The 22,601-nt window shown below is 67.2% G+C and carries 19 protein-coding genes; 17 read left to right on the top strand and 2 right to left on the bottom strand.

The features are described from left to right. Nucleotides 1-259: 259 nt before the first annotated feature. From BKA25_RS12365 to BKA25_RS12380, 4 genes are all read left to right on the top strand, one after another. Nucleotides 260-958, top strand: coding sequence for an NUDIX hydrolase (locus BKA25_RS12365; protein WP_069849682.1), 699 nt, complete (start codon nt 260-262; stop codon nt 956-958). A 136-nt stretch (nt 959-1,094) separates the two neighbouring features. Then, a complete protein-coding gene (locus BKA25_RS12370) occupies nt 1,095-1,640 on the top strand; it encodes an NUDIX domain-containing protein (RefSeq protein WP_157421410.1) in 546 nt (181 codons plus the stop codon). A gap of 266 nt (nt 1,641-1,906) precedes the next feature. Continuing rightward, nucleotides 1,907-2,812 carry a 5'-methylthioadenosine/S-adenosylhomocysteine nucleosidase family protein gene (locus BKA25_RS12375; RefSeq protein ID WP_069849679.1) on the top strand — a complete coding sequence of 302 codons (906 nt, stop codon included), beginning with the start codon at nt 1,907-1,909 and terminating at the stop codon, nt 2,810-2,812. Continuing rightward, nucleotides 2,809-4,854: a hypothetical protein gene (locus BKA25_RS12380; RefSeq protein ID WP_157421089.1), complete on the top strand. Its 2,046-nt coding sequence runs from the start codon at nt 2,809-2,811 to the stop codon at nt 4,852-4,854. The genes BKA25_RS12375 and BKA25_RS12380 overlap by 4 nt, the downstream gene beginning before the upstream one ends. Before the next feature lie 165 nt (nt 4,855-5,019). Here the strand turns inward: BKA25_RS12380 and BKA25_RS12385 are convergent, their stop codons facing one another. Together BKA25_RS12385 and BKA25_RS12390 are read right to left on the bottom strand one after the other, a co-directional pair. Then, entirely contained in the window at nt 5,020-6,441 is a 1,422-nt protein-coding gene (locus BKA25_RS12385; RefSeq protein ID WP_216637723.1) for an FAD-binding oxidoreductase, read from the bottom strand. 551 nt (nt 6,442-6,992) lie between these two features. Next, nucleotides 6,993-7,139, bottom strand: a complete 147-nt coding sequence (locus BKA25_RS12390; RefSeq protein WP_157421088.1) for a hypothetical protein — start codon at nt 7,137-7,139, stop codon at nt 6,993-6,995. A 509-nt stretch (nt 7,140-7,648) separates the two neighbouring features. Between BKA25_RS12390 and BKA25_RS12395 the strand changes: the two genes are divergently transcribed. The 13 genes from BKA25_RS12395 (at nt 7,649) to BKA25_RS12455 (ending at nt 22,591) form a co-directional block, all read left to right on the top strand. Continuing rightward, the gene (locus BKA25_RS12395; RefSeq protein WP_069849675.1) at nt 7,649-9,628 is read left to right on the top strand and encodes a glycoside hydrolase family 127 protein; all 1,980 of its coding nucleotides are present in this window, start codon (nt 7,649-7,651) and stop codon (nt 9,626-9,628) included. Nucleotides 9,629-9,713: 85 nt separating this feature from the next. Next, nucleotides 9,714-11,435: an ABC transporter substrate-binding protein gene (locus BKA25_RS12400; RefSeq protein WP_069849673.1), complete on the top strand. Its 1,722-nt coding sequence runs from the start codon at nt 9,714-9,716 to the stop codon at nt 11,433-11,435. 13 nt (nt 11,436-11,448) lie between these two features. After that, nucleotides 11,449-12,360: an ABC transporter permease gene (locus BKA25_RS12405; RefSeq protein ID WP_236750273.1), complete on the top strand. Its 912-nt coding sequence runs from the start codon at nt 11,449-11,451 to the stop codon at nt 12,358-12,360. Further along, nucleotides 12,360-13,355 (top strand): ABC transporter permease, encoded by a 996-nt coding sequence (locus BKA25_RS12410; RefSeq protein WP_069849671.1) that lies wholly within the window; start codon nt 12,360-12,362, stop codon nt 13,353-13,355. The genes BKA25_RS12405 and BKA25_RS12410 overlap by 1 nt, the downstream gene beginning before the upstream one ends. After that, the gene (locus tag BKA25_RS27770; protein WP_069849669.1) at nt 13,352-14,179 is read left to right on the top strand and encodes an ABC transporter ATP-binding protein; all 828 of its coding nucleotides are present in this window, start codon (nt 13,352-13,354) and stop codon (nt 14,177-14,179) included. Before BKA25_RS12410 ends, BKA25_RS27770 begins: the two co-directional genes overlap by 4 nt. Beyond that, nucleotides 14,176-15,006 carry an ATP-binding cassette domain-containing protein gene (locus tag BKA25_RS27775; RefSeq protein WP_069849667.1) on the top strand — a complete coding sequence of 277 codons (831 nt, stop codon included), beginning with the start codon at nt 14,176-14,178 and terminating at the stop codon, nt 15,004-15,006. The genes BKA25_RS27770 and BKA25_RS27775 overlap by 4 nt, the downstream gene beginning before the upstream one ends. Continuing rightward, a complete protein-coding gene (locus BKA25_RS12425; protein ID WP_084643032.1) occupies nt 14,993-16,690 on the top strand; it encodes a DUF885 domain-containing protein in 1,698 nt (565 codons plus the stop codon). Before BKA25_RS27775 ends, BKA25_RS12425 begins: the two co-directional genes overlap by 14 nt. Then, nucleotides 16,687-17,901, top strand: coding sequence for a metal-dependent hydrolase family protein (locus tag BKA25_RS12430; RefSeq protein WP_069849664.1), 1,215 nt, complete (start codon nt 16,687-16,689; stop codon nt 17,899-17,901). Before BKA25_RS12425 ends, BKA25_RS12430 begins: the two co-directional genes overlap by 4 nt. Nucleotides 17,902-17,971: 70 nt before the next feature. Further along, entirely contained in the window at nt 17,972-18,631 is a 660-nt protein-coding gene (locus BKA25_RS12435) for a GntR family transcriptional regulator (protein WP_236750272.1), read from the top strand. 114 nt (nt 18,632-18,745) lie between these two features. Continuing rightward, nucleotides 18,746-19,936 (top strand): NAD(P)/FAD-dependent oxidoreductase, encoded by a 1,191-nt coding sequence (locus tag BKA25_RS12440; RefSeq protein ID WP_069849660.1) that lies wholly within the window; start codon nt 18,746-18,748, stop codon nt 19,934-19,936. Nucleotides 19,937-19,944: 8 nt separating this feature from the next. Next, the gene (locus BKA25_RS12445) at nt 19,945-20,256 is read left to right on the top strand and encodes a (2Fe-2S)-binding protein (protein WP_375791883.1); all 312 of its coding nucleotides are present in this window, start codon (nt 19,945-19,947) and stop codon (nt 20,254-20,256) included. Next, entirely contained in the window at nt 20,253-21,677 is a 1,425-nt protein-coding gene (locus BKA25_RS12450; protein WP_069849657.1) for an FAD-dependent oxidoreductase, read from the top strand. The genes BKA25_RS12445 and BKA25_RS12450 overlap by 4 nt, the downstream gene beginning before the upstream one ends. Beyond that, nucleotides 21,674-22,591, top strand: coding sequence for a dihydrodipicolinate synthase family protein (locus BKA25_RS12455; protein ID WP_069849655.1), 918 nt, complete (start codon nt 21,674-21,676; stop codon nt 22,589-22,591). The genes BKA25_RS12450 and BKA25_RS12455 overlap by 4 nt, the downstream gene beginning before the upstream one ends. Nucleotides 22,592-22,601: the final 10 nt, after the last annotated feature.

Genomic DNA, 22,601 nt, shown 5'->3' on the forward strand with positions numbered 1-22,601 from the left:
TCACCGGAAGGCTCCCCGATCGGCAACCCCTAGCGCGGGAGCCTGTCCGCCGACAGGGCGATGCTGCCGGAGGAACGGACCGTGGTCTGTTGCGGCAAGACGTCGGGAACACGATTCGAGTGGCCTGACTGAGGAGGGGCCGTGCATCGGCGTTCATGCTCACTGCGATGAACACTCCAAAGACGGTTTCGGATTCGCGCCCTTCAGAACTGGGTTCGGTGCGGATGGCACGCGGCTGAAGCTCAGTACCCTCGCCGGCATGCCCCGCACCCGTCAGGTCCTCATGCTCACCGCCGACCTCGTGATTCTCACGATCCGTGATGGGACCCTGTGTCTACTGGTGGTCGAGCGAGGCAACGAGCCGTTTCGTGGGTGCCTCGCCTTGCCTGGGGGCTTCCTGCGAGGTGACGAGAGCATCGGGGAGACTGCGGCGCGGGAACTCTCGGAGGAAACCGGAGTCGACGCCGAGGAGCTACACCTCCAACAGGTCGGTGTTTACTCTGCGCCCGATCGCGATCCGCGAAGTCCCCGGGTCGTCACCTGCGCTCACCTGGCGATCGCACCGGGGCTGCCGTTGCCGTCCGCAGGCTCCGATGCTCGGGCGGCACAGTGGTTGCCCATCTCCGAAGCCCTCGAGCTGAGGGACGGACTGGCGTTCGACCACGATGAGATCCTCCGTGACGCGCTGGAGCTTGCCCGTGCGGGGCTGCAGTTCAGCACTATCGCCACCGCATTCTGCTCTCCGGAGTTCACGATCAGTGACCTGCGCGAGGTGTACGAGTGCGTATGGGATGTCGAGCTCGACAGGTCGAACTTTCATCGCAAGGTCACCGAAGCCGAGGGATTCGTCGTGCCGACAGGACGACGACGGTCCACCGTCAACGGGCGGCCCGCAGCGCTGTATCGAGCTGGAGATGCGACAAGCCTCAGCCCGCCGATGATGCGGCCCAGCCGTTGATCTCGTGTCGATGGTGCCAGCCCTCCGGATCTTCTCCTGTATTGGAACCTGTTCAAGCCTCGGTCATCGGCGTTGCTGAGCTCAGGAGCTGGTCAACCACTTGATGTCAGAGTGACAATAACCTAGCGTGATCAATATGGGTACTCATGGTCAGCAGGAGTTGAAGGCCACGAAACATACGGCCGACGTAGTGCTGTTCACCAAGCGGACCGGTGTGCTGTCGGTGCTCGTTGTGGAGCGAGCCAAGGACCCGTATCGCGGAGCGCTCGCATTGCCTGGCGGCTTCGTTGAAACAGGCGAGCGCGCAATAGACGCAGCAGTCCGGGAGTTGGCTGAGGAGACCGGGATTCGGCTGGGGGCGGATCGCCTCCACCGATTCGGTTGTTATGGCCGGCCAGGACGTGATCCGCGCGGCCCTGTCGTCAGCGTGGCGTATCACGGCTATCTGCCGGGAGCACCGCCAGTCGTTGGCGGCGACGACGCGGACCGGGCGGCGTGGATCGGGCTACCGGAGTTGTTCGCCATCGAAGTTGTGGCGTTCGACCACCGCGACATTGTTCGGGACGCCGTTTTCCGCAGGTTCGGATGGCGAATGCCGACTGAGGGCGGCGGCAAGGTTGCGTCGAGCGGCGCGTCGGATACCGCCGATGGGGGATCTTCCGGTGTTGCGGGATTGTCCTAGCTGGCGCCGAAAGCAGTCGGGCCGCTGCGCCGCTGTGGTTCTCCCGGGGTAGCGCAGGTAGTGGACCAGTTAAGGTCAGATTGACAAAAAATAACGCGCTCGGCTAGCCTCCTCGGCGCTGAGCCTCCGTCCCAGCAAGATCGGGCCCACGCACATCGGGACCCAGGGCTGTGGACGCTGATCGTTCGGGCCGTCTCGCGGATTCGCCCCCGCGCCCCAATGCACAACGAACGGACCTTGCGTGAGGTCCTCATGGGAGACGAGCGATGATCGTGATCCAGACTGCGTTGCCAGTCGAGCAGCAGGCAGTCCTCGAACATCTGGCTGGTGCTCGAGTGCACCGGCATCGAGCGGGAACCCTGTTCGACGTGGGTTCGCTCGTCGGCCACCCGGACACGGAGATCGCCCTCGGTGTGACGGGCCCGGGAACGCTCGGTGCGGCGGCTCTCACCGAACGCGCGATCGCGGAATTCTCGCCGCAAGCAGTGATGTTCGTCGGGGTCGCGGGTGGCCTGCGTTCCTGGCTGGAGATCGGCGACATCGTGGTAGGTACGAAGATCCATGCTTATCACGGTGGCCGCAGCGAAGACCACGCATTCCTGGTTCGCCCGAGGTCATGGGACGTTTCCCATGAACTGGAGCAGGTTGCGCGTCGCCTCCCTCGCAGGGACTCCTGGTATAGCCGATTGCCGGACTCGGGTGCGGGGATCACTCCCGCCGTTCACTTCGAAGCGATCGCGGCCGGTGATGTCGTGTTGAACTCCGGGACCTCGGCGGTTGCTCAACGGATTCGTGAGAACTTCAACGATGCCGTGGCAGTGGAGATGGAAAGCTCGGGATTCGCGCTTGCCGGACACCTCAGTGGAAGCGTGCCCATGGTGACCATCCGTTCCATCAGCGATCACGCCGACGGGACGAAGGAGGCGAGCGACAGCCGAGGGTCGCAACGTATCGCCGCGCGCAACGCTGCGGCATTCGCGGTGGCGTTGGCCGAGGCAGTTCAACAAGTCGTTCGAACAGAGGAACGTGACAGGCCGAAGAGCCAACCCCACGCCTCGAAGGGTGAGCTGGGCAGCATCTCCAATATCGCCCAAGGTAACGCGCAGGTCGGCCAGCAGATCGGGGTCAGCAATGGCGCAACTTCGTTGACCTGGGGGATGGGATCCAAGTGAACACATCTGGATTCGACATCCCCCACACCGGGCTACGCGGCGAAATCCGTAATGAAGCACGCGACGGCTCGACCGTCGCTCAGCAGATTGGTGTGGTTTACGGCACGGCGGTGCACAACGAGAACGTCTACCACCTCGAACCCGGTGCTCGCCCCGAACGCCGCCATGAGGTCGCGCGGAATTTTCTGGTAGGTGGAACCCCGCGACCAGCCGAGCAGATCCTGGCCGATCTGCTACGCGAGGGCGAGGTGACTACCGAACGGATGTACCACTACTTCCTTGCCGTGGTCAGCGATCGATCGTTCCATGACATCAAGGCTGAACATGTCGACCTGGTCAGCGTCGCACGGAAGACGATCGCTCTGCTCGGTCGCGACGAATGGAGTGACGCCTTTGAGGTGATATGGGAATTCTTGACCTACGCACGGATGCGAATGCAAGGCGAGGAGGAGGACAATGCCGCGGTACTCGATGCATTCAAAGCCCTTCCCGACGCTCGCCAAGAGGAGATCCACCTCCATCTGCAGATGATCCTCAGCAGCGCCGACCAAGCAGTGCTCGATGCAACGCGGGCGGGTCGTATCGCTGTCGAACGGTTCTCCGGCGACCGAACCGCGCGGGCCTGGAAATTCTTCGAGCCAGATCCGGCGCCACCACGACTGAGCATGCCGCAGGCGACTGTCCTGGAGAGGGGGACCTGGACTAGGGCGGTGGCAGGTGTCCTACTACTGGCTACGGCGCTATGGTCGGCGGTGATCGGAGCCACAGGCGTGGGGCTTGCGGTGTCTCTACCGCTTCTGGCCGTCGGCATCCAACTCGCACTGCGACATGGCATCGTCCGGCGGGCCGGGCAGGCGTGGAAACAGGCACGGCAGAGCGAGGTGACACCCGGGCCTCCGGAGGAGGCAGTCTCACCGGGACACTGGGTTCCGACGGCATTCGTCAAGGACATACACCGAATGGTGGACGAGCGGTTCTCCCAAGCCCGCCCGCATCAGGCAGGTGATTGGCCTCGGTACATAGGTGGCTTTCGCGAGCACCTCAAGCGGCGGTTGGTAGCGCAGTATGGCAACGCTCGAGTGGACGCCTCAGAGATCGATTGGCTGATCAACTGGCATGCGCGACGCGTTGCTTCGGGTTGGTCCGCACAGGAGCTCTTCCGATTCCCTATGCCGCATGAGCCCAGGTCGACTCGCCTGTCCGCGCTAGGAATCGGGCTTGCTTGCCTCGCGATTGCGATCCTAGCTCTTAACGGTGCATTGGTAGCTGCGGTCATCATAGGACTCGGCGGCGGCCTCGCAGTGGAGGCGATCACGCACCTAGCCGGTCTCAGGCGCGCGGACGCTTTGCTCCTCAGCGATGCGAAGGCACTGTTCGAACAGGAGCAAGCAGCCTATGAGCAGCGTTGTCAGGAACTCGCCGATCGGCCCACGGACGCGGAGATGGCCCGGTGGCTTGCCTTGGACAAGATCTATCTGCGCAATGACGCAATGCGGCGCGCGAAGCTGGGCGAGCAGGACCTGGTCACTCACGTCGTGATGACGGAAGGCGCCCAAGGTGCTCGGGCCCGGGTCCTGAACGGTCCACCACGATTCGCTCGCTACATCGTGCAGATCTTCCTTCTCACGCGTAACGGAGTGCGAGAAGCTCGCGTCGATCTCGAATTTCTCAGCGGTAAAGCGAGCGATGAGCGCCGAAATCTCTTCCGTTACGAGGCGTTGGCCTCCGCGTCTGTCACCGAGAAGGGTTCCCGAGTCACCGAGGTCCTCGGTAATGTCACCCGCCCGGTGGAGTCATTGCGGAGCCGGACGTTCCGACTCACTTTGGTCAATGGAGATGCGATCACCGTCGTCGCAGAGAACTTCCGTAAGCCGGAGGACGATGTCATCGAGAACGACTCGGATCTGTTCTCCGCTGCGCTGCAGAGTTCGGGGATCGACACGGCGCTCCCGATCCTCGAAGCCGTGGCCGCGGAAGGATCTCACTGGATCGCCAGGGACGAGGAACGTCGAGTGCGGTGGTCGCGCGACTGGACATCCTGATGTTGCCTGCTGATTGAGCTGCCGGTGACATCGATGCCTCACTCGGATTGAACGGCGGCCCCTCACAACAGGTGCTCGGTGCACCCGAGGGGCCGCCGCCCGGGCTGGCTCCAGGCCGGCGTGCGTCGTGCTGGGATCACTGCGCTTGGCACTGCGCTTGGCAGATCACCCCATCCACCCTGTCGGGGGGATGTTGTGGTTGATGCGGAACAGATTGGTGGGGTCGTAGGTGTCCTTGGCCTGCACCAGCCGCGCGTAGGTCGTGGGTTCGTAGGCGCTGCGCATCGCATCGACGGTGTTCTCGCTGCTGGTGATGAAGCTCAGGAACGGGCCGCCGATCCGCCACGGCTCCAGGTCGTCGAGCAATTGTCTCTGTGCCGAGCGCAGCACTGGGACCTGGCTGCCCTCGGCCATGCCCGCGCAGAACAACGTGTACCCGGCGCTGCGGAACGGCACCGCGTTCGGTACTGCGGGCGCGTCGGCCAAGGCGCCGCCCAGGGCGCGGATCTCCACGATGGTGATGGGGGAGCCGACCTGCGGACCCACCGATTCGAGCAGGGTGTCGATGGCCCGGTCGTCGAGACCTCGGAGCCTGCCGGATCGGTCGTAGTACGAACCGGGCTCGCTCGGATCGCCGTTGATGGATCCGACCTCCGGGTAGGGCAGCTCGGCGACGGTGTCCAGCACCGGTTCCGCGATCCCGCGCAGCGGGCGGATCAGCCGTTCGCCCTCCGCTGCATCACCGCGATACGCGAACCGAAGATGCCCGACGAGGTTTCCGCGCAATGGCGCGGGGATGTCGTCGAGTTCGGGGAATCTCAGAATGCCGACGGCGGTATGCATCTCGGGGGGCATCGTGGCCGCCCAGTCCCGCCACGCGGGAATCAGGTCGGACAGCGATGCGCCCGGCATGAACAGCCCGCCCCCGTACACGGTGGTCACCGGGAACAGATCGACCTCGATCGAGGTCACCACGCCGAAGTTGCCCTTGCCCCCGCGCAACGCCCAGAACAGCTCCGGTTCGCGGTCCGGCGTGACCACGCGCAAGCAGCCGTCGGCGGTCACCACATCGAGGCTGCGGACCCGATCGGCGGCATAACCGAAAGATCGACCGAGCGGGCCGATGCCGCCGCCGAGGACGAAGGACACCGCCCCCACCGTGAGCGAGGAACCGTTGAGCGGAGCGAGCCCGTACGTCGCGGCCTCGCGGACGACTCGGCCCCATCGCACGCCCGCCTCGATCCGGACGGTGCGTGCATCCGGGTCGAGGCGCACACCGTCCATGGCACTGGTGCCGATGAGCAGTGCATCGTCACCGGTGACCGAGGGACCGTGGCCGGTGGCCTGCACCGCCACCGGAAGCCCGTGCCGGGCGGCGAACCGCACCGAGTGCACCACATCGGAGGCACCTCGGGCGGCGACGGCGAACACCGGCCGCGACTCGACCGTCCGGTTGAACCCCATGCGCTGCTGGTCGTAGCCCGTGTCGGCGGGCGACAGGACCGCGCCGACCAGGTTGGGTTCGAGCTCGCGGCGGGCGATCTCGACGAAGCTCGCGCGCTCCGCGTCGGTGATGGGCACACTCACGGATATCTGTTTCCTCTCGCCCGCGTCTGCGGGGCCGGTGGTGGGGAGCAGCCGAGAACGGCCGGTCGGTGAGTGCCCACATCTTTGATCATGATCAGCTGCGGCGCGCAGGATACGGCGCGGATGAACACCAACGGTGTGTGTCAGGCCGCGCGGCGGCGGATCGCCTGCGGACAACACGAGGCCGGCGGGTATGGATCGCAGTAGCGCGGAAGAATCTCAGCCGAATCGGTCGACGACACCGGGTTTCGATTGAAAGATTTCCTTTCGGGTCGGGGTTCGATGCCCTTTTCGATCGAGAATCGATGTCGGTTCAACCGGGCGCGACGCAGCACCGCTATGGCGTGGCGCGGCACTATTCGAATCGGTCGGAGAATGCACGAGACGGGGCCTGGCTGTTTCCGGTCCGAACTCGTCGGCCGGGCTCCAGCGCGGCCCCGTCTCGTGTTGAGAGCCTTCTTGAAGTTACCGCAGGGTTAGGTGCAGTCCTCGAATACCCCCAGGTCACAGCGCTGAGGTGAACTGGGGTGTGTAAGCGTGGATCGGTGTGCTCAGCCGAACCTGTGCTCGTTCATGCATTCGACATGAAGGTAACTGTCGGGCACGAGGTGATCGCAGGATCCGGCCGCCGCCGCAGGGGCGGCGGTGGTGAAAGCTGCGGCGGCGGCGAGTGCCAGGGCACCGAGAAGACGCGACATGATGCTCCATTCGCTGAATGGTCAACCGATGGTCTCGGTTTCGCTGAACGAGTATGCGGTTCATTCATTGGGTCGTCAAGATCAGGGGAATCCGCTGCGGGTCCAGGCTAAAGGATCGGCTGTATTGATACCCGGGGAAACGCGAATATAAATCATGTTCTGTTGTCGTCGGTACCTGTTCGTCGAGTGAGCTGGAAGTGATCTCGACTGTTGCCATCGGGAGGGGCGGGAAGCGCCGCGCGGAGTCACACTCGCCGACGCCCGGGACCGTCGGCCGAGGAGCTTCCGAATCCCGGACCGAGGTCTGGCGACCCGACGTCCAGCCGGGCCCGCCGAACACGTCGATCGCACCGGTCGAGTTCCGGCCGCCGAGGTCCGCCCTGGTCACGGGCGCGGTCGCTCGCCAGGTTAAGGACGTATTTCGCTGTGAATTCACCCCTTTACACCGGCGCGCTTCTCAGTAGTGTGTCACCCATTACATCGCGGCCTGACGGCGAAGGGACCCCCGCATGGACCGTAAGACGAGCTCCGAACGCGAGGTCAACAGCGCCGCTAGCCCTGCGCAGCCGGGCCGGACCGCCGCCGTGGCGCCCACTCCGGAACGGGTGTCCGCGATGCCTGCGGACCGGGTCGTCCTACGCGGCGGACTGCTCGCCGACTGGCAACGACGCAACCGAGCGGCGACCATTCCCCACACCATCGAGCGACTGCGGGCGGAGGGCAGCCTCGGCAACATCCGTGCCGTCGCCGAGACGACCGGTGCGGAATACGTCGGGCGGTATCCCTTCCTGGACACCGACGTCTACAAGACCTTGGAGGGTCTCGCCTACGAGATCGGTCGAGGCGAGGCCGACGAGGAGACGACGGCCTTCTGGGAGGAGGCCGTGGGCCTCATCGAGCGAGCTCAGCGGTCCGACGGGTACCTCAACTCCTTCGTGCAGAACCAGCACACCGCTCGCGAGCCGTGGTCGGATCTGGCCTGGGGACACGAGCTCTACAACCTCGGCCACCTGTTGCAGGCGGCTCTCGCCGCGAGCAGGCAGGCAGGCGACGATCGATTACTGCACGTCGCCCGCCGCTTCGCCGACCTCGCCGTGACCAGATTCGCCACCACCGACGACGCCTGCGGCCATCCAGAGGTGGAGATGGCCCTCGTCGAGCTGACCCGACACACCGGCGACCAGCGGTATCTCGATCTGGCCGCGTCCTTTGTGGACCGACGCGGACACGGCGCAATCCCGAAGTCCTTCTTCGCCCCCGACTACTTCCAGGACGATGCACCGTTCCGTGAACTCACCGGGCTGCGCGGCCACGCCGTGCGGATGGTGTATCTCGCGGCCGGGGCCACCGACGTGGCGATCGAGCGTGGTGACGCCGAACTCCTCGCCGCGTCCCGACGGCTGTGGGACGACATGGTCGCCACCCGGCTCTACCTCACCGGCGGCCTCGGCGCCCGACACTCCGACGAGGCGGTCGGCGACCGATACGAACTGCCCGCCGAGCGCTCCTATTCGGAGACCTGCGCGGCGATCGGGACGATGCAGTGGGCCTGGCGCCTGCTGCTGGCCACTGGAGACGCGCGCTATGGCGACGTGTTCGAGCGGATCCTGTACAACGCCTACGCGGTGGCGCTCTCCCAACAGGGCACGGCCTTCTCCTACGACAATCCGCTGCAACGGCGTCCCGAACACCGACAGGGTGGCGGCGCCCCGGCGGGCTCACCGCCTCGGCGCGAGTGGTTCGTGTGTGCATGCTGCCCGCCGAACGTCATCCGGTGGATGGCCGAACTCCAGGACCACCTCGCCATCACCACTCCGGCGGGCGTCGGCGTGGTCGTCTACGCCGACGCCGAGATCGAGACCCCGCAGCTCGCGATCGACATCCGGACCGCCTACCCCGACGACGGTCGCATCACCGTGACGGTGCGCCGAGGCCGGGCGGGCGCGGAACTGGCGCTGCGGATGCCCGACTGGGCCACCGAGGCGACCGTCCGCATCGACGGCGCCGCCGTGCCCGCCGAGGTCGGCGAGGGCTGGCTTCGCCTGCGACGGGACTGGACACCGGACACGGTCGTCGAACTCGACCTGCCCATGCCGGTGCGGCTGCACGGTGCACACCCTGCGGTCGACGCGCTCCGAGGCTCGATCGCCGTCGCCAGGGGTCCCGTCGTCTACTGCGCGGAGCAACAGGACCAGGACGTGCCACTCGACGAGATCGTGCTGCGGACCGCCGATCTGGCCACCGCCCGGCTCCGCCGCGAACCCCTTGGCTCCCAGCCCGACACCGAGGTCGTGCGTATCACCCTGGACGCGCGGGCGCACCCACCGGTCTCCGCCGAGCTCTATCCCGTGCTCGGGTCCGCGAACGCCTCGGGACCCGAGGACACCCAGACAGCCGAGGACACCCCGACCTCGGTCGACCTGCTGCCGTACCGGTTGTGGGCCAATCGCGAACCCGGCGCCATGCGGGTCTGGCTGCGCACCGAGTGAGCTCGGTACAGCCGACCCAGCAGGCAAGCCGCCTCTATCCAAGAGGCACCCAGGTATCCCCGACGCATTCGAGAGTGAAGGAATCATGGCCACTACTCACAGGGCACGCGCCGCGATCGGGGGCCTCATGGTCGCCGCGTTGACACTCACCGCGTGCGGCGGATCCGATGACACCGCCAACGACGTCGTCACCACCGACGGTGGCTTCGCGCTGAACACCGGCGAGACTCAGCCGGGCGGCATCGTGACCGTGCTCGGCACGGTCGACCTGTCCCATCTCGATCCGGCGATGGGCAACGACGGCAACGTCAACAACGTCTACGAGCTGATCTACCGCCAGCTCACCGACTACTCCTACGACGAGCAGACCGGCGAACTGGAGATCGTGGGCGACCTGGCCGTCGGACCGGGAGAGTCCAACGAGGACGCCACCGAGTGGACGTACACCCTCAAGGACGACCTGCGTTACGAGGACGGCAGTCAGATCACCTCGGCCGATGTGAAGTACGGCATCGAGCGGTCGCTGGATCCCGCGCTGGCCATCGGCTCCGACTACCACGGCATCATCGCCGGTGCGGGGGACTATCCCGGCGTCTACGAGGCGCCGGAGGGCTTGGATTCCATCCAGACCCCGGACGACAAGACGATCGTGTTCCAACTCGAGGGCCCGCTGGCCGGGTTCGACGCCGTCGCCGCGACCCCGCCGTTCACGCCGTTCCCGACCGGTGAGGTCGCGGTCGACCAACTCGATCAGCAGCCCATCGCCTCCGGTCCGTACCGGGTGGCGGAATACAGCCGAGGCGAGCGCCTCACGCTGGTCCGCAACGAGGAATGGGAACCGTCGACCAGCCAGACCCACCCCGCCATCGCCGACGGCTACGAGTTCCTCTTCGGCATCGACGGCAACACGGTCGACCAGCGGATGCTCTCCGGCCAGGGCGCCGACGCCAACGCGATGGCCGCCAGCACCAACGGCATGCAACCCGCCTCGCTGGCCCAGGTGATGTCCAACCCCGAGCTTCAACAGCGGACCGTCCGGGCGCTGCCGACCTGCACGATGTACATGGCGATGAACAACACCCACGAGGCCTTGTCCGACGTGCGGGTGCGCCAGGCCATCAACCACGCCGTCGACAAGGAGAGCGCCGTCACCGCGACCGGCGGCCCGGCCATGGCCGAACAGGCACACACGATGCTGACGCCGTCGGTTCCCGAGCGGCAGGAATTCGATCTCTACCCCTACGACCCGGAGAAGGCGGTCGAACTCCTCGAGGAGGCGGGCATCGCCGAGGGCGAGTTGTCCCTGACCCTCGACGTCCGGGCATTGCCGAAGTGGCAGGCCCAGGGAGAGTCCGTCCAGCAGTCCCTGAAGGCGGTCGGGATCGACGTCGAGCTCAACGTCATCGACGCCGCCACCTTCTACGAGGTCATCGCCACGCCCGCCCAGCAGAACGATCTGGCCATCACCGGCTGGTGCTCCTCGTGGATGTCGGGTTACCCGTTGCTGACCTCGCTGTTCGACGGCGAGAGCATCACCGACACCGGCAACACCAACATCAGCCAGTTCGATGAGGAAAGCATCAACGAACGGTTCGACGAGATCGAGGCGATCGCCGACATCGACGAACAGGACGTCGCCTACGGCGAGCTGGACCGGGAGATCATGGAACTGGCTCCCGTGGTGCCGCTGGTCAGGGAGACGCCGTTGCAGCTGGTGGGCGAGAACATCGGCAACGCCTACGCCAGCTCGGCCCGGACCGGGTACGTCGACTATTCGCAGGTCGGCCTGAAGAACCCGCAGGGGTGATCTCGCCATGGCGATGACCACACAGACATTCACCGGTCAGGCCGCGCGCAGGCGCAAGGGCAGTCGATGGCGACGCCCCGCCGTGATCGCCTCCTTCGTGTTCCTCGGTGCCGTGGTCCTCATGGCGGTCTTCGCGCCGCTGCTGACCACGATCAGCGGATCGGGTCCGTACGAGTTCCACGAGGACAAGATCGACGCCATCCGAGGCGGTCTGCCCATCGGATCGTTCGGTGGGATGAGCCCCGAACACTGGTTCGGAGTCGAACCGCTCAACGGTCGAGACATCTTCGCCCGCATCGTCTACGGCGCACAGGTGTCGCTGACGATCGCGGTGAGCGCGGCCGTGGTCACCACGACGCTCGGCGTGGTGTTCGGGGTGCTCGCCGGGTTCTTCGGCGGGATCGTCGATCAGATCGTCTCGCGGGTCATGGATTTCCTGATGGCCTTCCCCGCGCTGATCTTCATGATCGCCATCCTCTCGGCACTCCCACAGGGCAATCGGCCGGTACTGCTGGTGGCCGTGCTGGCCCTGTTCGGCTGGCCGTCCACCGCCCGCGTGGTGCGGGGACAGACCATGTCGATCGCCCAGCGCGAGTTCGTCGAGGCGGCGCGGTCCTCGGGAGCGAGCCGGATCGCCATCGTGTTCCGCGAGGTGCTGCCGAACCTGGTCGGCACGATCACGGTGATGGCGACGCTGTCGGTGCCCACGTTCATCGCGACGGAGGCGGGACTGTCCTTCCTCGGCGTCGGTGTGCAGCCGCCCACCGCGTCCTGGGGGCAGATGATCGCCTCCGCGGTTCCCTGGTACGCCGCCGATCCGATGTTCTTCATGATCCCGGGCCTGTTCCTCACCCTGACCGTGCTGTCGTTCATGGTGATCGGTGACGCCCTGCAGGCGACTCTGCAGAGGAGGACACAGCGCTGATGCCTCTCTATATCGCCAGACGACTCGTGAGCGCGGTGTTCGTTCTCCTGGCCGTCGTCTTCTTCACGTTCGTGGTGTTCTTCGTCCTCACCCCGGATCCCGCGCTGAGCATCTGCGGTCAGACGTGTACCCCGGATCGCATCGAGGACATCCGCACCAGACTCGGGTTGGAGGACCCGTTCTGGGTGCAGTTCTGGGTCTTCCTCGCCGGGATCTTCGTCGGTCGCACCTACGGCGAGGGCCCGACGGCGATCATGTGCGAGGCGCCCTGTCTGGGCTACAGCTTCCAGACCCGGCAGTCGGTGATGACCATGATCGGCGACCGCATCGACGTCACGGTCACCATCGCCATCGGTGCCGCGCTGCTGTGGCTGCTGGTGGGCGTCGGCGCCGGGCTGCTCAGCGCCGTGAAGGCGGGCACCTGGTGGGACCGGGGAGCCACCGGACTCGCCCTGGGCGGGATCGCGCTGCCCAACTACTTCGTCGCGCTGATCCTGCAATGGCTGCTCGTCGTCCAGTTGGAGGTGCTGCCGTTCCCGACCGTGGTGGCCTTCGGCGAGGATCCGCTGCGGTGGTTCCAGACCTACCTCATGCCCTGGATCGTGCTCTCCATCATGTACGCCGCGATGTACACGCGGATGACCAGGGCGAATGTGATCGAGACGCTGTCGGAGAACTACGTTCGCACGGCGCGCGCCAAGGGGCTGTCCAACGGGAAGCTGTTGACGCGCCATGCCTTGCGGCCGTCGCTGACCCCGGTCGCGACCCTGTTCGGCATGGACTTCGCGGCACTGCTCGGCGGCGCCCTGATCACGGAGACGGTGTTCGGCCTCAACGGCGTCGGCAAGCTCGCCTACGACGCCATCGGCACCAACGACCAGCCCGTCATCATGGGCGTCACCCTCCTCGCGGGTGCCGCGGTGGTGCTGATGAACATCGTCGTCGACCTGCTGTACCCCCTGTTGGACCCGCGTGTGAGGAAGGGGACCCGATGAACGCCGTATCGACGGCCGAGGCCGACGAGCTGCTGTGCGTCACCGGATTGAGCGTCGCCTTCGGACCCGAGCCCACCGACGTCGTCGTCGACGACCTCTCGTTCTCCCTACGAGCGGGCCGAACCCTCGGCGTGGTCGGGGAATCCGGTTCGGGCAAGTCGATGACCTCGCTGGCCATCATGGGTCTGCTCCCACCCGAGGCCATCGCCTCGGGCTCGATCCGCTTCGGCGACCAGGAACTGCTGCAACAGTCCGATCGGCAGTTACGGGCGATCCGTGGCGATCGGATCGGAATGATCTTCCAGGACCCGCTGTCCTCGCTGAATCCGTATTACACCGTCGGATTCCAGATCGCCGAGGCCTATCGCGCGCATCGACAGGCCACCTCCGCGCAGGCCAAGAAGGTCGCGGTCGAGGCGATGGAGCGGGTCAGCATCCGCGAGCCGCAGCGGCGGTTCGACCACTATCCGCACCAGTTCTCCGGCGGGATGCGGCAGCGGATCATGATCGCGATGGCGCTGGTGTGCGAGCCGGACCTGATCATCGCCGACGAGCCGACCACCGCGCTCGACGTGACGGTGCAGGCGCAGATCCTGCGACTGCTCACCGACCTCCAGCGCGACACCGGGGTCGGGATGCTCTTCATCACCCACGACCTCGCCGTGGTGAGCGAGGTCGCGCACGACGTCCTCGTGCTCCGCGACGGTCGCCAGATGGAGGCGGGCACCGCCGAACAGGTGTTCTCCCAACCGAGGGACGCCTACACCCGACACCTGCTCGATGCGACGCCACGCATCGACGAGGCCGAGGAGGACGGCTCATGAACGTCCCGATCCTGTCCGGCCGTCAGCTGGTCCGGGAGTTCACCCCCGGCGGCAGGCGAGGTACCCCCTTCCGGGCCGTGGACGAGGTGAGCCTCGAGGTCGGCGAATCGGAGACCCTCGCCGTCGTCGGGGAGTCCGGAAGCGGCAAATCGACCACGGCCCGCCTACTGGCCCGCCTCGACGATCCGACCTCGGGAACGATCGAACTCGAGGGCGAGGACGTGACCACCGCGCCCCCGGCGCGGTTGCGGAACTTCCGCCGCACGGTGCAGGTGGTGTTCCAGGACCCGTTCTCCTCGCTGAATCCGCGACACAACGTCGAACGGATCATCACGGCTCCGCTGCTCTACCAACGGCTCGGGCAGCGCAAGGACACCGCGCGGATCTGCAAGGAGCTGTTGGAACGGGTCGGTCTGAACCCCGATCACTCCACCCGCTATCCGCACCAGTTCTCCGGCGGACAGGCCCAGCGCATCGGGATCGCCCGTGCCCTGGCCGTCAACCCCAAGGTGGTGATCTGCGATGAGGCGGTCTCCGCGCTGGACGTGTCGGTTCAGGCGCAGGTCATCGACCTGCTGCGCGACCTGCAACGCGACCTCGGGCTCAGCTACGTCTTCATCGCCCACGACCTCGCGGTCGTGCGACGACTCGCCGACCGGGTCGCGGTGATGAGCGGCGGGCGGGTGGTCGAGCAGGGCACCCGCGACCAGATCTTCGACACACCGAAGGAGGAGTACACGCGGGCGCTACTGGCGGCCGTGCCTCGCATCAACCCCGAGTGGGAGAGACGGAGAAGAGAATGGACGGCACGAGATGGCCAGGACTGACATGACCGCCGCCGAGACCTTCCGGACGATCAGCGAACGGGAATGGCAGTGGCGGCTCGGCGAGTTGGGCCGCCAACATTACGGTTCCGCTCTCGGCGTCGACGACTTCCTGCCCGACGAGAGTCCCGAGGCACACCAGCGGCGGGCGGCGCACTGGCACGCTGTTTTGACGGAGGTCCGTGCCCTGGATGTGGCGGAGCTCGACGATCAGACGCGCGTGGACCTCGCGGTGTACGTGCAGCAGGTCCAGACGCTGGTCTCCGGGGTCGAGCATCGACAGTTCGAGCGGCCCGCCAACGCCGACACGGCGTTCTGGACGACGCATGCCGACCGGGCGAACGTCGTGCTGCGCGACGAGACCGAGGCCGAGGCGTTCCTCACTCAACTCGCGGAACTGCCCCGCTGGTTCGACCAGCACATCGAGAACATGCGAACGGGTCTGGCCCGGGGCTTCGCTCCGCCCCGGGTATCGATGGCGGGCCGGTCCGACCCGGTGCGATCGGTCTCCTCTGCCAGTTCGCCGGAGGAGACCCGCTACGCCGCGCCCTTCCGGCAAGCCCGCGAGTCGGGCATCGTCGACGATGCGCTGGTCGCACGCGCCATGGCGGTCATCGGTTCCGAGGTGATTCCCGCCCACGCCGAACTGCTGCGATTCCTCGACGAGGAGTATCTGCCGAGGTTGCCCGAGGAGATCGCCGCCACGGCGGGCCCGGGCGGTCGGGAGTACTACCTGGCCCAGCTCGCCGAGTACAACACCACACAGCTGAGCCCGGAGGAGATCTTCGCCCTCGGCGAGGAGAGCGTCGCCGCCATCCGCGCGGAGATGGTCGCGGTCGCCCACGAGGCGGGTTTCGACGGCGATGTGGCCAGGATGCTGGAGTTCATGCGCACCGACTCCCGGTTCTATGCCACCACGCCGGAGGACCTGCTCAAGGAGGCCGCCTGGCACGCGAAGCGCTTCGACGGGGTGGTCCACGAGTACTTCGGTCGCGTTCCAATGCGGCGCTTCGGGATCGTCGAACCGCCGCCTGCCCTCGCACCGTTCTACACCTTCGGTCGGGGTGGGATCGACCGGTACACGTTGAACACCTACAACCTGCCCGCTCGACCGCTGTACTCCCTCTGCGCGCTCACGCTCCACGAGGCCGCACCGGGGCACTGCTTCCAGATCGCGCTGGCCAGCGAGCTGGCGGACCTGCCTGCCTTCCGCCGTCACGTCTACATCTCCGCCTACGGCGAGGGCTGGGCCCTCTACACCGAGCGGCTGGGCGTGGAGATGGGCATGTACCGCGATCCCTTCGAGATGATGGGCATGCTGAGTTTCCAGATGTGGCGGGCGGTGCGGTTGGTCGTCGACCCGGGCATGCACGCCTTCGGTTGGAGTCGGGAACGGGCCCAGGAGTTCCTGCGGAGCAACACCGCCATCGCCGAGCACGAGATCGTCACCGAGATCGACCGGTACATCGCGTGGCCCGGCCAGGCCACCGCCTATTTCATCGGTCAGTCCACGGTCACCCGTCTGCGGCGGCTCGCCGAGGACACCCTGGGCCGGGACTTCGACATCCGCTGGTTCCACGATGCCGTTCTCGGGCTCGGCAGCGTGCCGCTGGCCGTGCTGGAGGACGAGATCGGCCGGGCGATCCGCGTCCGGGCCGCCGACCGCGAGAGTGAGGAACGCGCATGACGAACGCCAGGAACGCGGCGACCGGAACGATCACCGTGGTCGGCGCTCGGATCTTCGACGGCGAACGCATCCTCGACGACGCGAGCGAGATCTCCGTCGTCGACGGGGCCATCGCGGAGGTGGGCAAGGACCTGCCGCGCACCGGGGAAATCTTCGACGCGGGCGGGCGGACGGTGTCGCCCGGGCTCATCGACGCGCACTTCCACGCCTACGGAACCAGCATCGACGTCATGGCGATCGAATCCTCGCCGCTGAGCTACGTCTCGCTGGTGGGCGCCGACCGACTGACTCGTGCGCTGTTCCGGGGGTTCACCACCGTGCGCGACGTCGCAGGGGGAGACGCCGGGCTGGCCAAGGCGATCGACGCCGGCTACGTGACCGCGCCGCGATACCTCTACACCGGTCCGGCGCTGAGCCAGACCGGCGGGCACGGCGACCCCCGACAGGGCGACCTCGATCATTGCGTCGCCCACGCCCACCTGTCCGAGGTGGTGGACGGCCCGGACTCGGTGCGTAGGGCGGTGCGGGAACGGTTCCGCACCGGGGCGCATGCGATCAAGATCATGGCCTCCGGCGGGGTCGTCTCGCCGACGGACCCGATCCAGTACCTGCAGTACCACGCCGACGAGGTCCGGGCCGCGACCGAGGAGGCTGCCCGACGTGGGAGCTACGTCGCCGCGCACGCCTATCCACCCGAGGCGATCATCCACGCGGTCGAGAACGGCGTGCGCACCATCGAGCACGGAAACCTGCTGGACGAACGTGCCGCGGCGATCATGGCCGAACAGGGCGCCTATCTGATCCCGACACTGGTCGCCTACGACGCGATGGAACGACGTGGCGCGTCGATCGGGCTCTCGGACGTCGGACAGATCAAGAACCGGCAGGTGCTCGCGGCGGGTAAGGAGGCGATCCGGATCGCCCGTGCGGCGGGGGTTCCGGTGGGCTTCGGCTCCGACCTGATGGGCGAACTCGAGGACGATCAGCTCATCGGCCTTCGGCTGCAGGTCGACGTCGACGGGGTCCTGGAGACGTTGCGAGCCGCCACCACGGTGAACGCGCGGGCCATTCAGCGTCCCGATCTCGGCAAGATCGAGCAGGGCCACACCGGTGACCTCGTGATCTTCGACGGCGATCCGTTCACCGATGCGTCGTTGCTGTGGGAGGAGACCAAGCCGCGCACGGTGATCCAACGCGGCGTCCTACGCTGAGGGAAACGAGGCATCACCAGGCCAGCAGGTCGACCTGCGCTGCGGAAGAGGATGAGGAACCCTGTCCGGCTTGAAGATCCAGAGACAGCTGAGTCTGCGTGCTCAGGTGGAGGAGGCGCTGTCCTCGGCGATCGTGTCGGGGGAGTTGGCCCCCGGTTCGCTGCTGACGGTGCCGACGTTGGCGGCACAGTACGAGATGTCGGCGACGCCGGTGCGCGAGGCCATGCTCGATCTGGAGAAGCGCGGATTCGTGACCCCGGTGCGTAACAAGGGCTTTCGGGTCACGACGGTCAGCGAGGAGGCGCTCGCTCAACTCCTCGATGTTCGGCAGCGCCTGGAGCCCTCGGCGATGCGGGATCTGGCGGCGAGCGGAATCCGGGTCGACATGACCCGGTTCCGCGCACTCGCCGATGCCATCGTCACCGGTGCCGCGACCAGCGATCTGCACACCTATCTTCAGGCGGACCGGGAGTTCCACCTGGCGCTCACCGACCTGCTGGCCAACCCGCTGCTCACCCAGATCATCGCCGACCTGCGGTCGCGGACCCGGTTGGTCGGGCTGGTGACGATGCTCGAATCGCGTCAGCTCGACGAGTCGGCCTCGGAACACCACCTCCTCCTCGACCGGATAGAGGCGGGCGACGCGCAGGGGGCGAAGTCCTTGATGCACCAGCATCTCGCCCACATCAGCGGTTGGTGGGCCGGTCGGGCGGAGAACTCCGCGTCCTGAGCCGCGTCGGGCCACCAGCGCGGGTGGTCGATCTCTGAGATGTGCGGAGAGATTGCGGCAGAGGACTCATAATCCCTTGAGATATGTGACATATTACTTGCGGAAGGGGGTCGGATGACCGAGATCGTCGTGATCGGGGCGGGCATCGTCGGTGCCGCCTGCGCCCGGACGCTGAGCAGACTCGGCCACCGCGTCCGCATCCTCGACCGGGGTCCGGCGATGACCGGCACGAGCGCCTCCTGCGAGGGCAACCTGCTCGTCTCCGACAAGGGACCCGGCGCCGAACTGGACCTGGCCCTGGCCGCGAACGCGGGCTGGCCCGCCATCGTCGCCGAACTCGCCGACGAACTGGGCCCCGCCTTCCCCGCCGTCGAGTTCGAGAAGAAGGGCGGACTCGTCGTGGCCACCACGGAGGCGGGTGCGCAACCCCTGATCGACTTCGCCGCCGAGCAACGCGCCGCCGGCGTGGACGCCCAGGTCGTGTCCGATCGACAGGCCCGCGAACTCGAACCGGACCTGACCCCCGACTTCACCGCCGCCGTGTACTACCCACAGGACTGCCAGGTCCAACCGGTCGCGGTGGGTGAGGCGTTGTTGGCCTCCGCCCGCCGCCATGGTGCCGAGATCCGCACCGGCGTCGAGGTGCTCGGTGGTATCCGCCGCCGGGACCGGCTCGTCGGCCTGCGTACCTCGCAGGGCGACATCCCCGCCGACGCGGTCGTCCTCGCCGCCGGGCCGTGGTCCGGCGAGGTGTCCGACCGGATCGGCGCGCCGGTGGCGGTGCGACCCCGACGCGGGATGGTCTTGGTCACCACCCGGATGCCGCACCGGATCTTCCACAAGGTCTACGACGGCGACTACGTCGGCGCGACCCAGTCCGCCGACGCGGCCCTGCAGACCTCCAGCGTCGTCGAATCGACCGCGGCGGGCACCGTCCTCATCGGATCCAGCCGCGAACAGGTCGGCTTCGATCCGAGCATCCGCGTCGACGTGCTCCGCGAGATCGCCCGCAAGGCCGTGACCCTGTTCCCGTTCCTGTCCTCGGTCCCGGTCATGCGGGCCTACGGCGGATTCCGCCCCTACCTCGACGACCACCTGCCGCTCATCGGTGCCGACCCCCGACTGCCCGGCCTCTGGCATGCGAGCGGACACGAGGGCGCAGGCATCGGCCTCTCCGTGATCACCGCGCAACTGCTCGCCGCCGACCTGTTCGGCGGGCCCGCGCCACTGGACCCGACGCCCTTCCGGCCCACCGGACGCCCCTTGGTGGCCCCCGACCTCGTTGTGAACGGAGGCGCCGCATGAGCCCGCGCATGGTGCCCGATTCCGAGGACGTCATCGGACGCACCGACGGCCCCGCCCTCGTCATCGAGGTCGACGGCGAGCCGGTCACCGGTGTTCCCGGTCAGACCCTGGCGGGCGTGCTGTTGGCCGCAGGCCGGGATTCCTGGCGCACGACCAGTCGGGCGGGCCGACCGCGCGGGGTGTTCTGCGGGATCGGGGTGTGCTTCGACTGCATCGTCACGGTCAACGGCGAGCGCGACGTGCGTGCCTGCCAACGGCGTGCCGCAGCAGGCGACGTCGTCACCCGGCAGTCCGACGAACTCCCGAGGAGCCGGTCATGACGGTCGTGATCGTCGGCGCCGGACCGGCGGGACTCGCCGCCGCCCGCGCGGCCCGCACTGCGGGAGCGTCGGTCGTCCTGCTGGACGCCGCCGAACTCGGCGGCCAGTACTGGCGGCATCTCCCGGCAGAACGACGGGCCCGCGAACAACGGCGACTGCACCACGGCTGGTCGCGTTTCCTCGCCCTGCGTGCTGCGCTGACCGCCGACCCCGGCTGCGAAATCGTGACGGGAGCCCAGATCTGGGCGATCGACCGGACCGAGGATCGACTGCGGGTGCACGTCCTGATCGGAGCCGCCGACGGGCGGGCCAGGACGCCGCGCACCCTGCTGCCCGACGCACTCGTGCTGGCCACCGGGGCACACGACCGAACCCTGCCATTCCCCGGTTGGGACCTGCCGGGCGTCTACTCCGCAGGCGCCGCGCAGGCGCTCGCGAAAGGCGAGCGGATCGCGGTCGGTAAGCGGGTGCTGGTGGCGGGAGCCGGTCCCTTCCTGCTGCCGGTCGCCGCGTCCCTGGCTCATACCGACGCCAGCGTCGTCGGGGTCCACGAGGCAGCCCGGTTGCCCGTCCTCGCCAAGAACTGGACCGCCCGACCCTGGGAGCTGTTCGCTGCGCTGGGCAAGGGCGCGGAACTGGGCGGCTATGTTCTCGGCCAGGTGCGGAACCGCATCCCCTACATCACCGGTTCCGGGGTGATCGCCGCGCACGGGGACGAGCGGGTCGAAGCCGTCACCGTCGCCGAACTGGATACGAGCTGGGCGCCGCTGCCCGGCACCGAACGGCGCATCGAGGTGGACGCCGTCTGCGTCAGCCACGGCTTCACTCCGCGCATCGAGCTGGCCATCGCGGCGGGCTGCCGGATCGGCCCGGACCGTTTCGTCGTCACCGACGTAGACGGCCGCACCAGTGTCGACGGTGTCTTCGCCGCGGGCGAGATCACCGGCATCGGCGGCGCCCAGGCCGCCGAGACCGAGGGCGCACTTGCAGGCCTGGCCGCTGCGGGGGCCGTCGACGACCGCCGCACGGCCAAACTCCGCCGCAGCAGGGCGAGTGCCGTCCGCTTCGCCGCACGCATCGAACAGGCCCACGGCATTCGAAAAGGCTGGACCGCCTGGCTGGACCGCGACACGCTGCTGTGTCGTTGCGAAGAGGTCACCCACGGCGAGTTCGTCGACACCATCGCGGCGACCCGGTCCAGGGGGCTGCGTTCCACCAAGCTCACCAGTCGCGCCGGGCTCGGCATCTGCCAGGCCCGGATGTGCGGCAGGAACGTCGAGGACATCCTCGGGCAGAACGTGCCCGACGGGGTCATCACCGACACCTCCACCGATCATCGGCCCATCGCCGCGCCGATCAGTCTCGCGGAACTGGCGGCGCTCCCGGCCGCCCCGACTGCACAGGAAGGGCACATCTCATGACCGGCACCCAGTTCGACCTCGGCGGCGTCATCGTCGCCACCACTCTGGCCTTCAAGGAGGACCCCGCCGCACCGGCAGGTCTCGCCGTGGACTACGACCGGTTCGCCGCTCACTGCGACTGGCTGATGAACAACGGTTGCCGTGGCGTCGGTCCGAATGGATCGCTCGGCGAATACTCCTCGCTCACCGATGAGGAACGACGCAAGGTGATCCAGGTCGCCAGGGAGACCGTGGGTGACCGAGGACTCGTCGTCGCGGGTGTGCACGGCGTCGGCTGGCACCAGGCCAAGCACTGGGCCGAGCTGGCTGCCGAGGACGGTGCGGACGGGGTGCTGTTACTGCCGCCGACGATCTTCCGTGCGAACGAGCGCGAGATCATCGAGCACTACGAGAAGGTCAACGAGGTGGGCCTGCCGATCATGGCCTACAACAATCCCTTCGACACCAAGGTCGACCTCACCCCCGACCTGCTCGCCAAGATCGACGGTCTCGAGAACCTGGTGGCGATCAAGGAGTTCTCCGGCGACGTGCGACGCGTCATGGAGATCCTCGACAAGACGAACCTGCAGGTCATCGCGGGCGCCGACGACCTGCTGTTCGAATCTCTGGTCGCGGGTGCGACCGGTTGGTTCGCCGGCTACCCGAACGCCTTCCCCCGGGAGGCCGTCGAGCTGTACGAACTGGTGATGGCGGGTCGGATCGACGAGGCCAGGGAGCTGTACCGCAACATGGTCCCGGTGTTCGCCTGGGACTCCAAGACCGAGTTCGTCCAGGCCATCAAGCTCTCGATCGACGTGATCGGGGAGAGCTACGGCGGCGTGACCCGACCCCCGCGCGGCCCGCTGTCCGAAACGGCCACGGCGGCGATCCGCAGGGACACCGAGCGAGCGCTGGCCTACACGAAGAACCGCTGAGCCCACCGCC

This window comes from Actinoalloteichus hymeniacidonis (assembly GCF_014203365.1).
GTDB lineage: Bacteria > Actinomycetota > Actinomycetes > Mycobacteriales > Pseudonocardiaceae > Actinoalloteichus_A > Actinoalloteichus_A hymeniacidonis.

Bases quoted from the DNA above. Each gene is read 5' to 3' on its own strand.
- BKA25_RS12375 (WP_069849679.1), top strand. From the start codon at position 1,907: ATGATCGTGATCCAGACTGCGTTGCCAGTCGAGCAGCAGGCAGTCCTC.
- BKA25_RS12410 (WP_069849671.1), top strand. From the start codon at position 12,360: ATGCCTCTCTATATCGCCAGACGACTCGTGAGCGCGGTGTTCGTTCTC.
- BKA25_RS12400 (WP_069849673.1), top strand. From the start codon at position 9,714: ATGGCCACTACTCACAGGGCACGCGCCGCGATCGGGGGCCTCATGGTC.
- BKA25_RS12365 (WP_069849682.1), top strand. From the start codon at position 260: ATGCCCCGCACCCGTCAGGTCCTCATGCTCACCGCCGACCTCGTGATT.
- BKA25_RS12430 (WP_069849664.1), top strand. From the start codon at position 16,687: ATGACGAACGCCAGGAACGCGGCGACCGGAACGATCACCGTGGTCGGC.
- BKA25_RS27770 (WP_069849669.1), top strand. From the start codon at position 13,352: ATGAACGCCGTATCGACGGCCGAGGCCGACGAGCTGCTGTGCGTCACC.
- BKA25_RS12390 (WP_157421088.1), bottom strand. From the start codon at position 7,139: ATGTCGCGTCTTCTCGGTGCCCTGGCACTCGCCGCCGCCGCAGCTTTC.
- BKA25_RS12425 (WP_084643032.1), top strand. From the start codon at position 14,993: ATGGCCAGGACTGACATGACCGCCGCCGAGACCTTCCGGACGATCAGC.
- BKA25_RS27775 (WP_069849667.1), top strand. From the start codon at position 14,176: ATGAACGTCCCGATCCTGTCCGGCCGTCAGCTGGTCCGGGAGTTCACC.
- BKA25_RS12450 (WP_069849657.1), top strand. From the start codon at position 20,253: ATGACGGTCGTGATCGTCGGCGCCGGACCGGCGGGACTCGCCGCCGCC.
- BKA25_RS12405 (WP_236750273.1), top strand. From the start codon at position 11,449: ATGACCACACAGACATTCACCGGTCAGGCCGCGCGCAGGCGCAAGGGC.
- BKA25_RS12395 (WP_069849675.1), top strand. From the start codon at position 7,649: ATGGACCGTAAGACGAGCTCCGAACGCGAGGTCAACAGCGCCGCTAGC.
- BKA25_RS12370 (WP_157421410.1), top strand. From the start codon at position 1,095: ATGGGTACTCATGGTCAGCAGGAGTTGAAGGCCACGAAACATACGGCC.
- BKA25_RS12440 (WP_069849660.1), top strand. From the start codon at position 18,746: ATGACCGAGATCGTCGTGATCGGGGCGGGCATCGTCGGTGCCGCCTGC.
- BKA25_RS12445 (WP_375791883.1), top strand. From the start codon at position 19,945: ATGGTGCCCGATTCCGAGGACGTCATCGGACGCACCGACGGCCCCGCC.
- BKA25_RS12455 (WP_069849655.1), top strand. From the start codon at position 21,674: ATGACCGGCACCCAGTTCGACCTCGGCGGCGTCATCGTCGCCACCACT.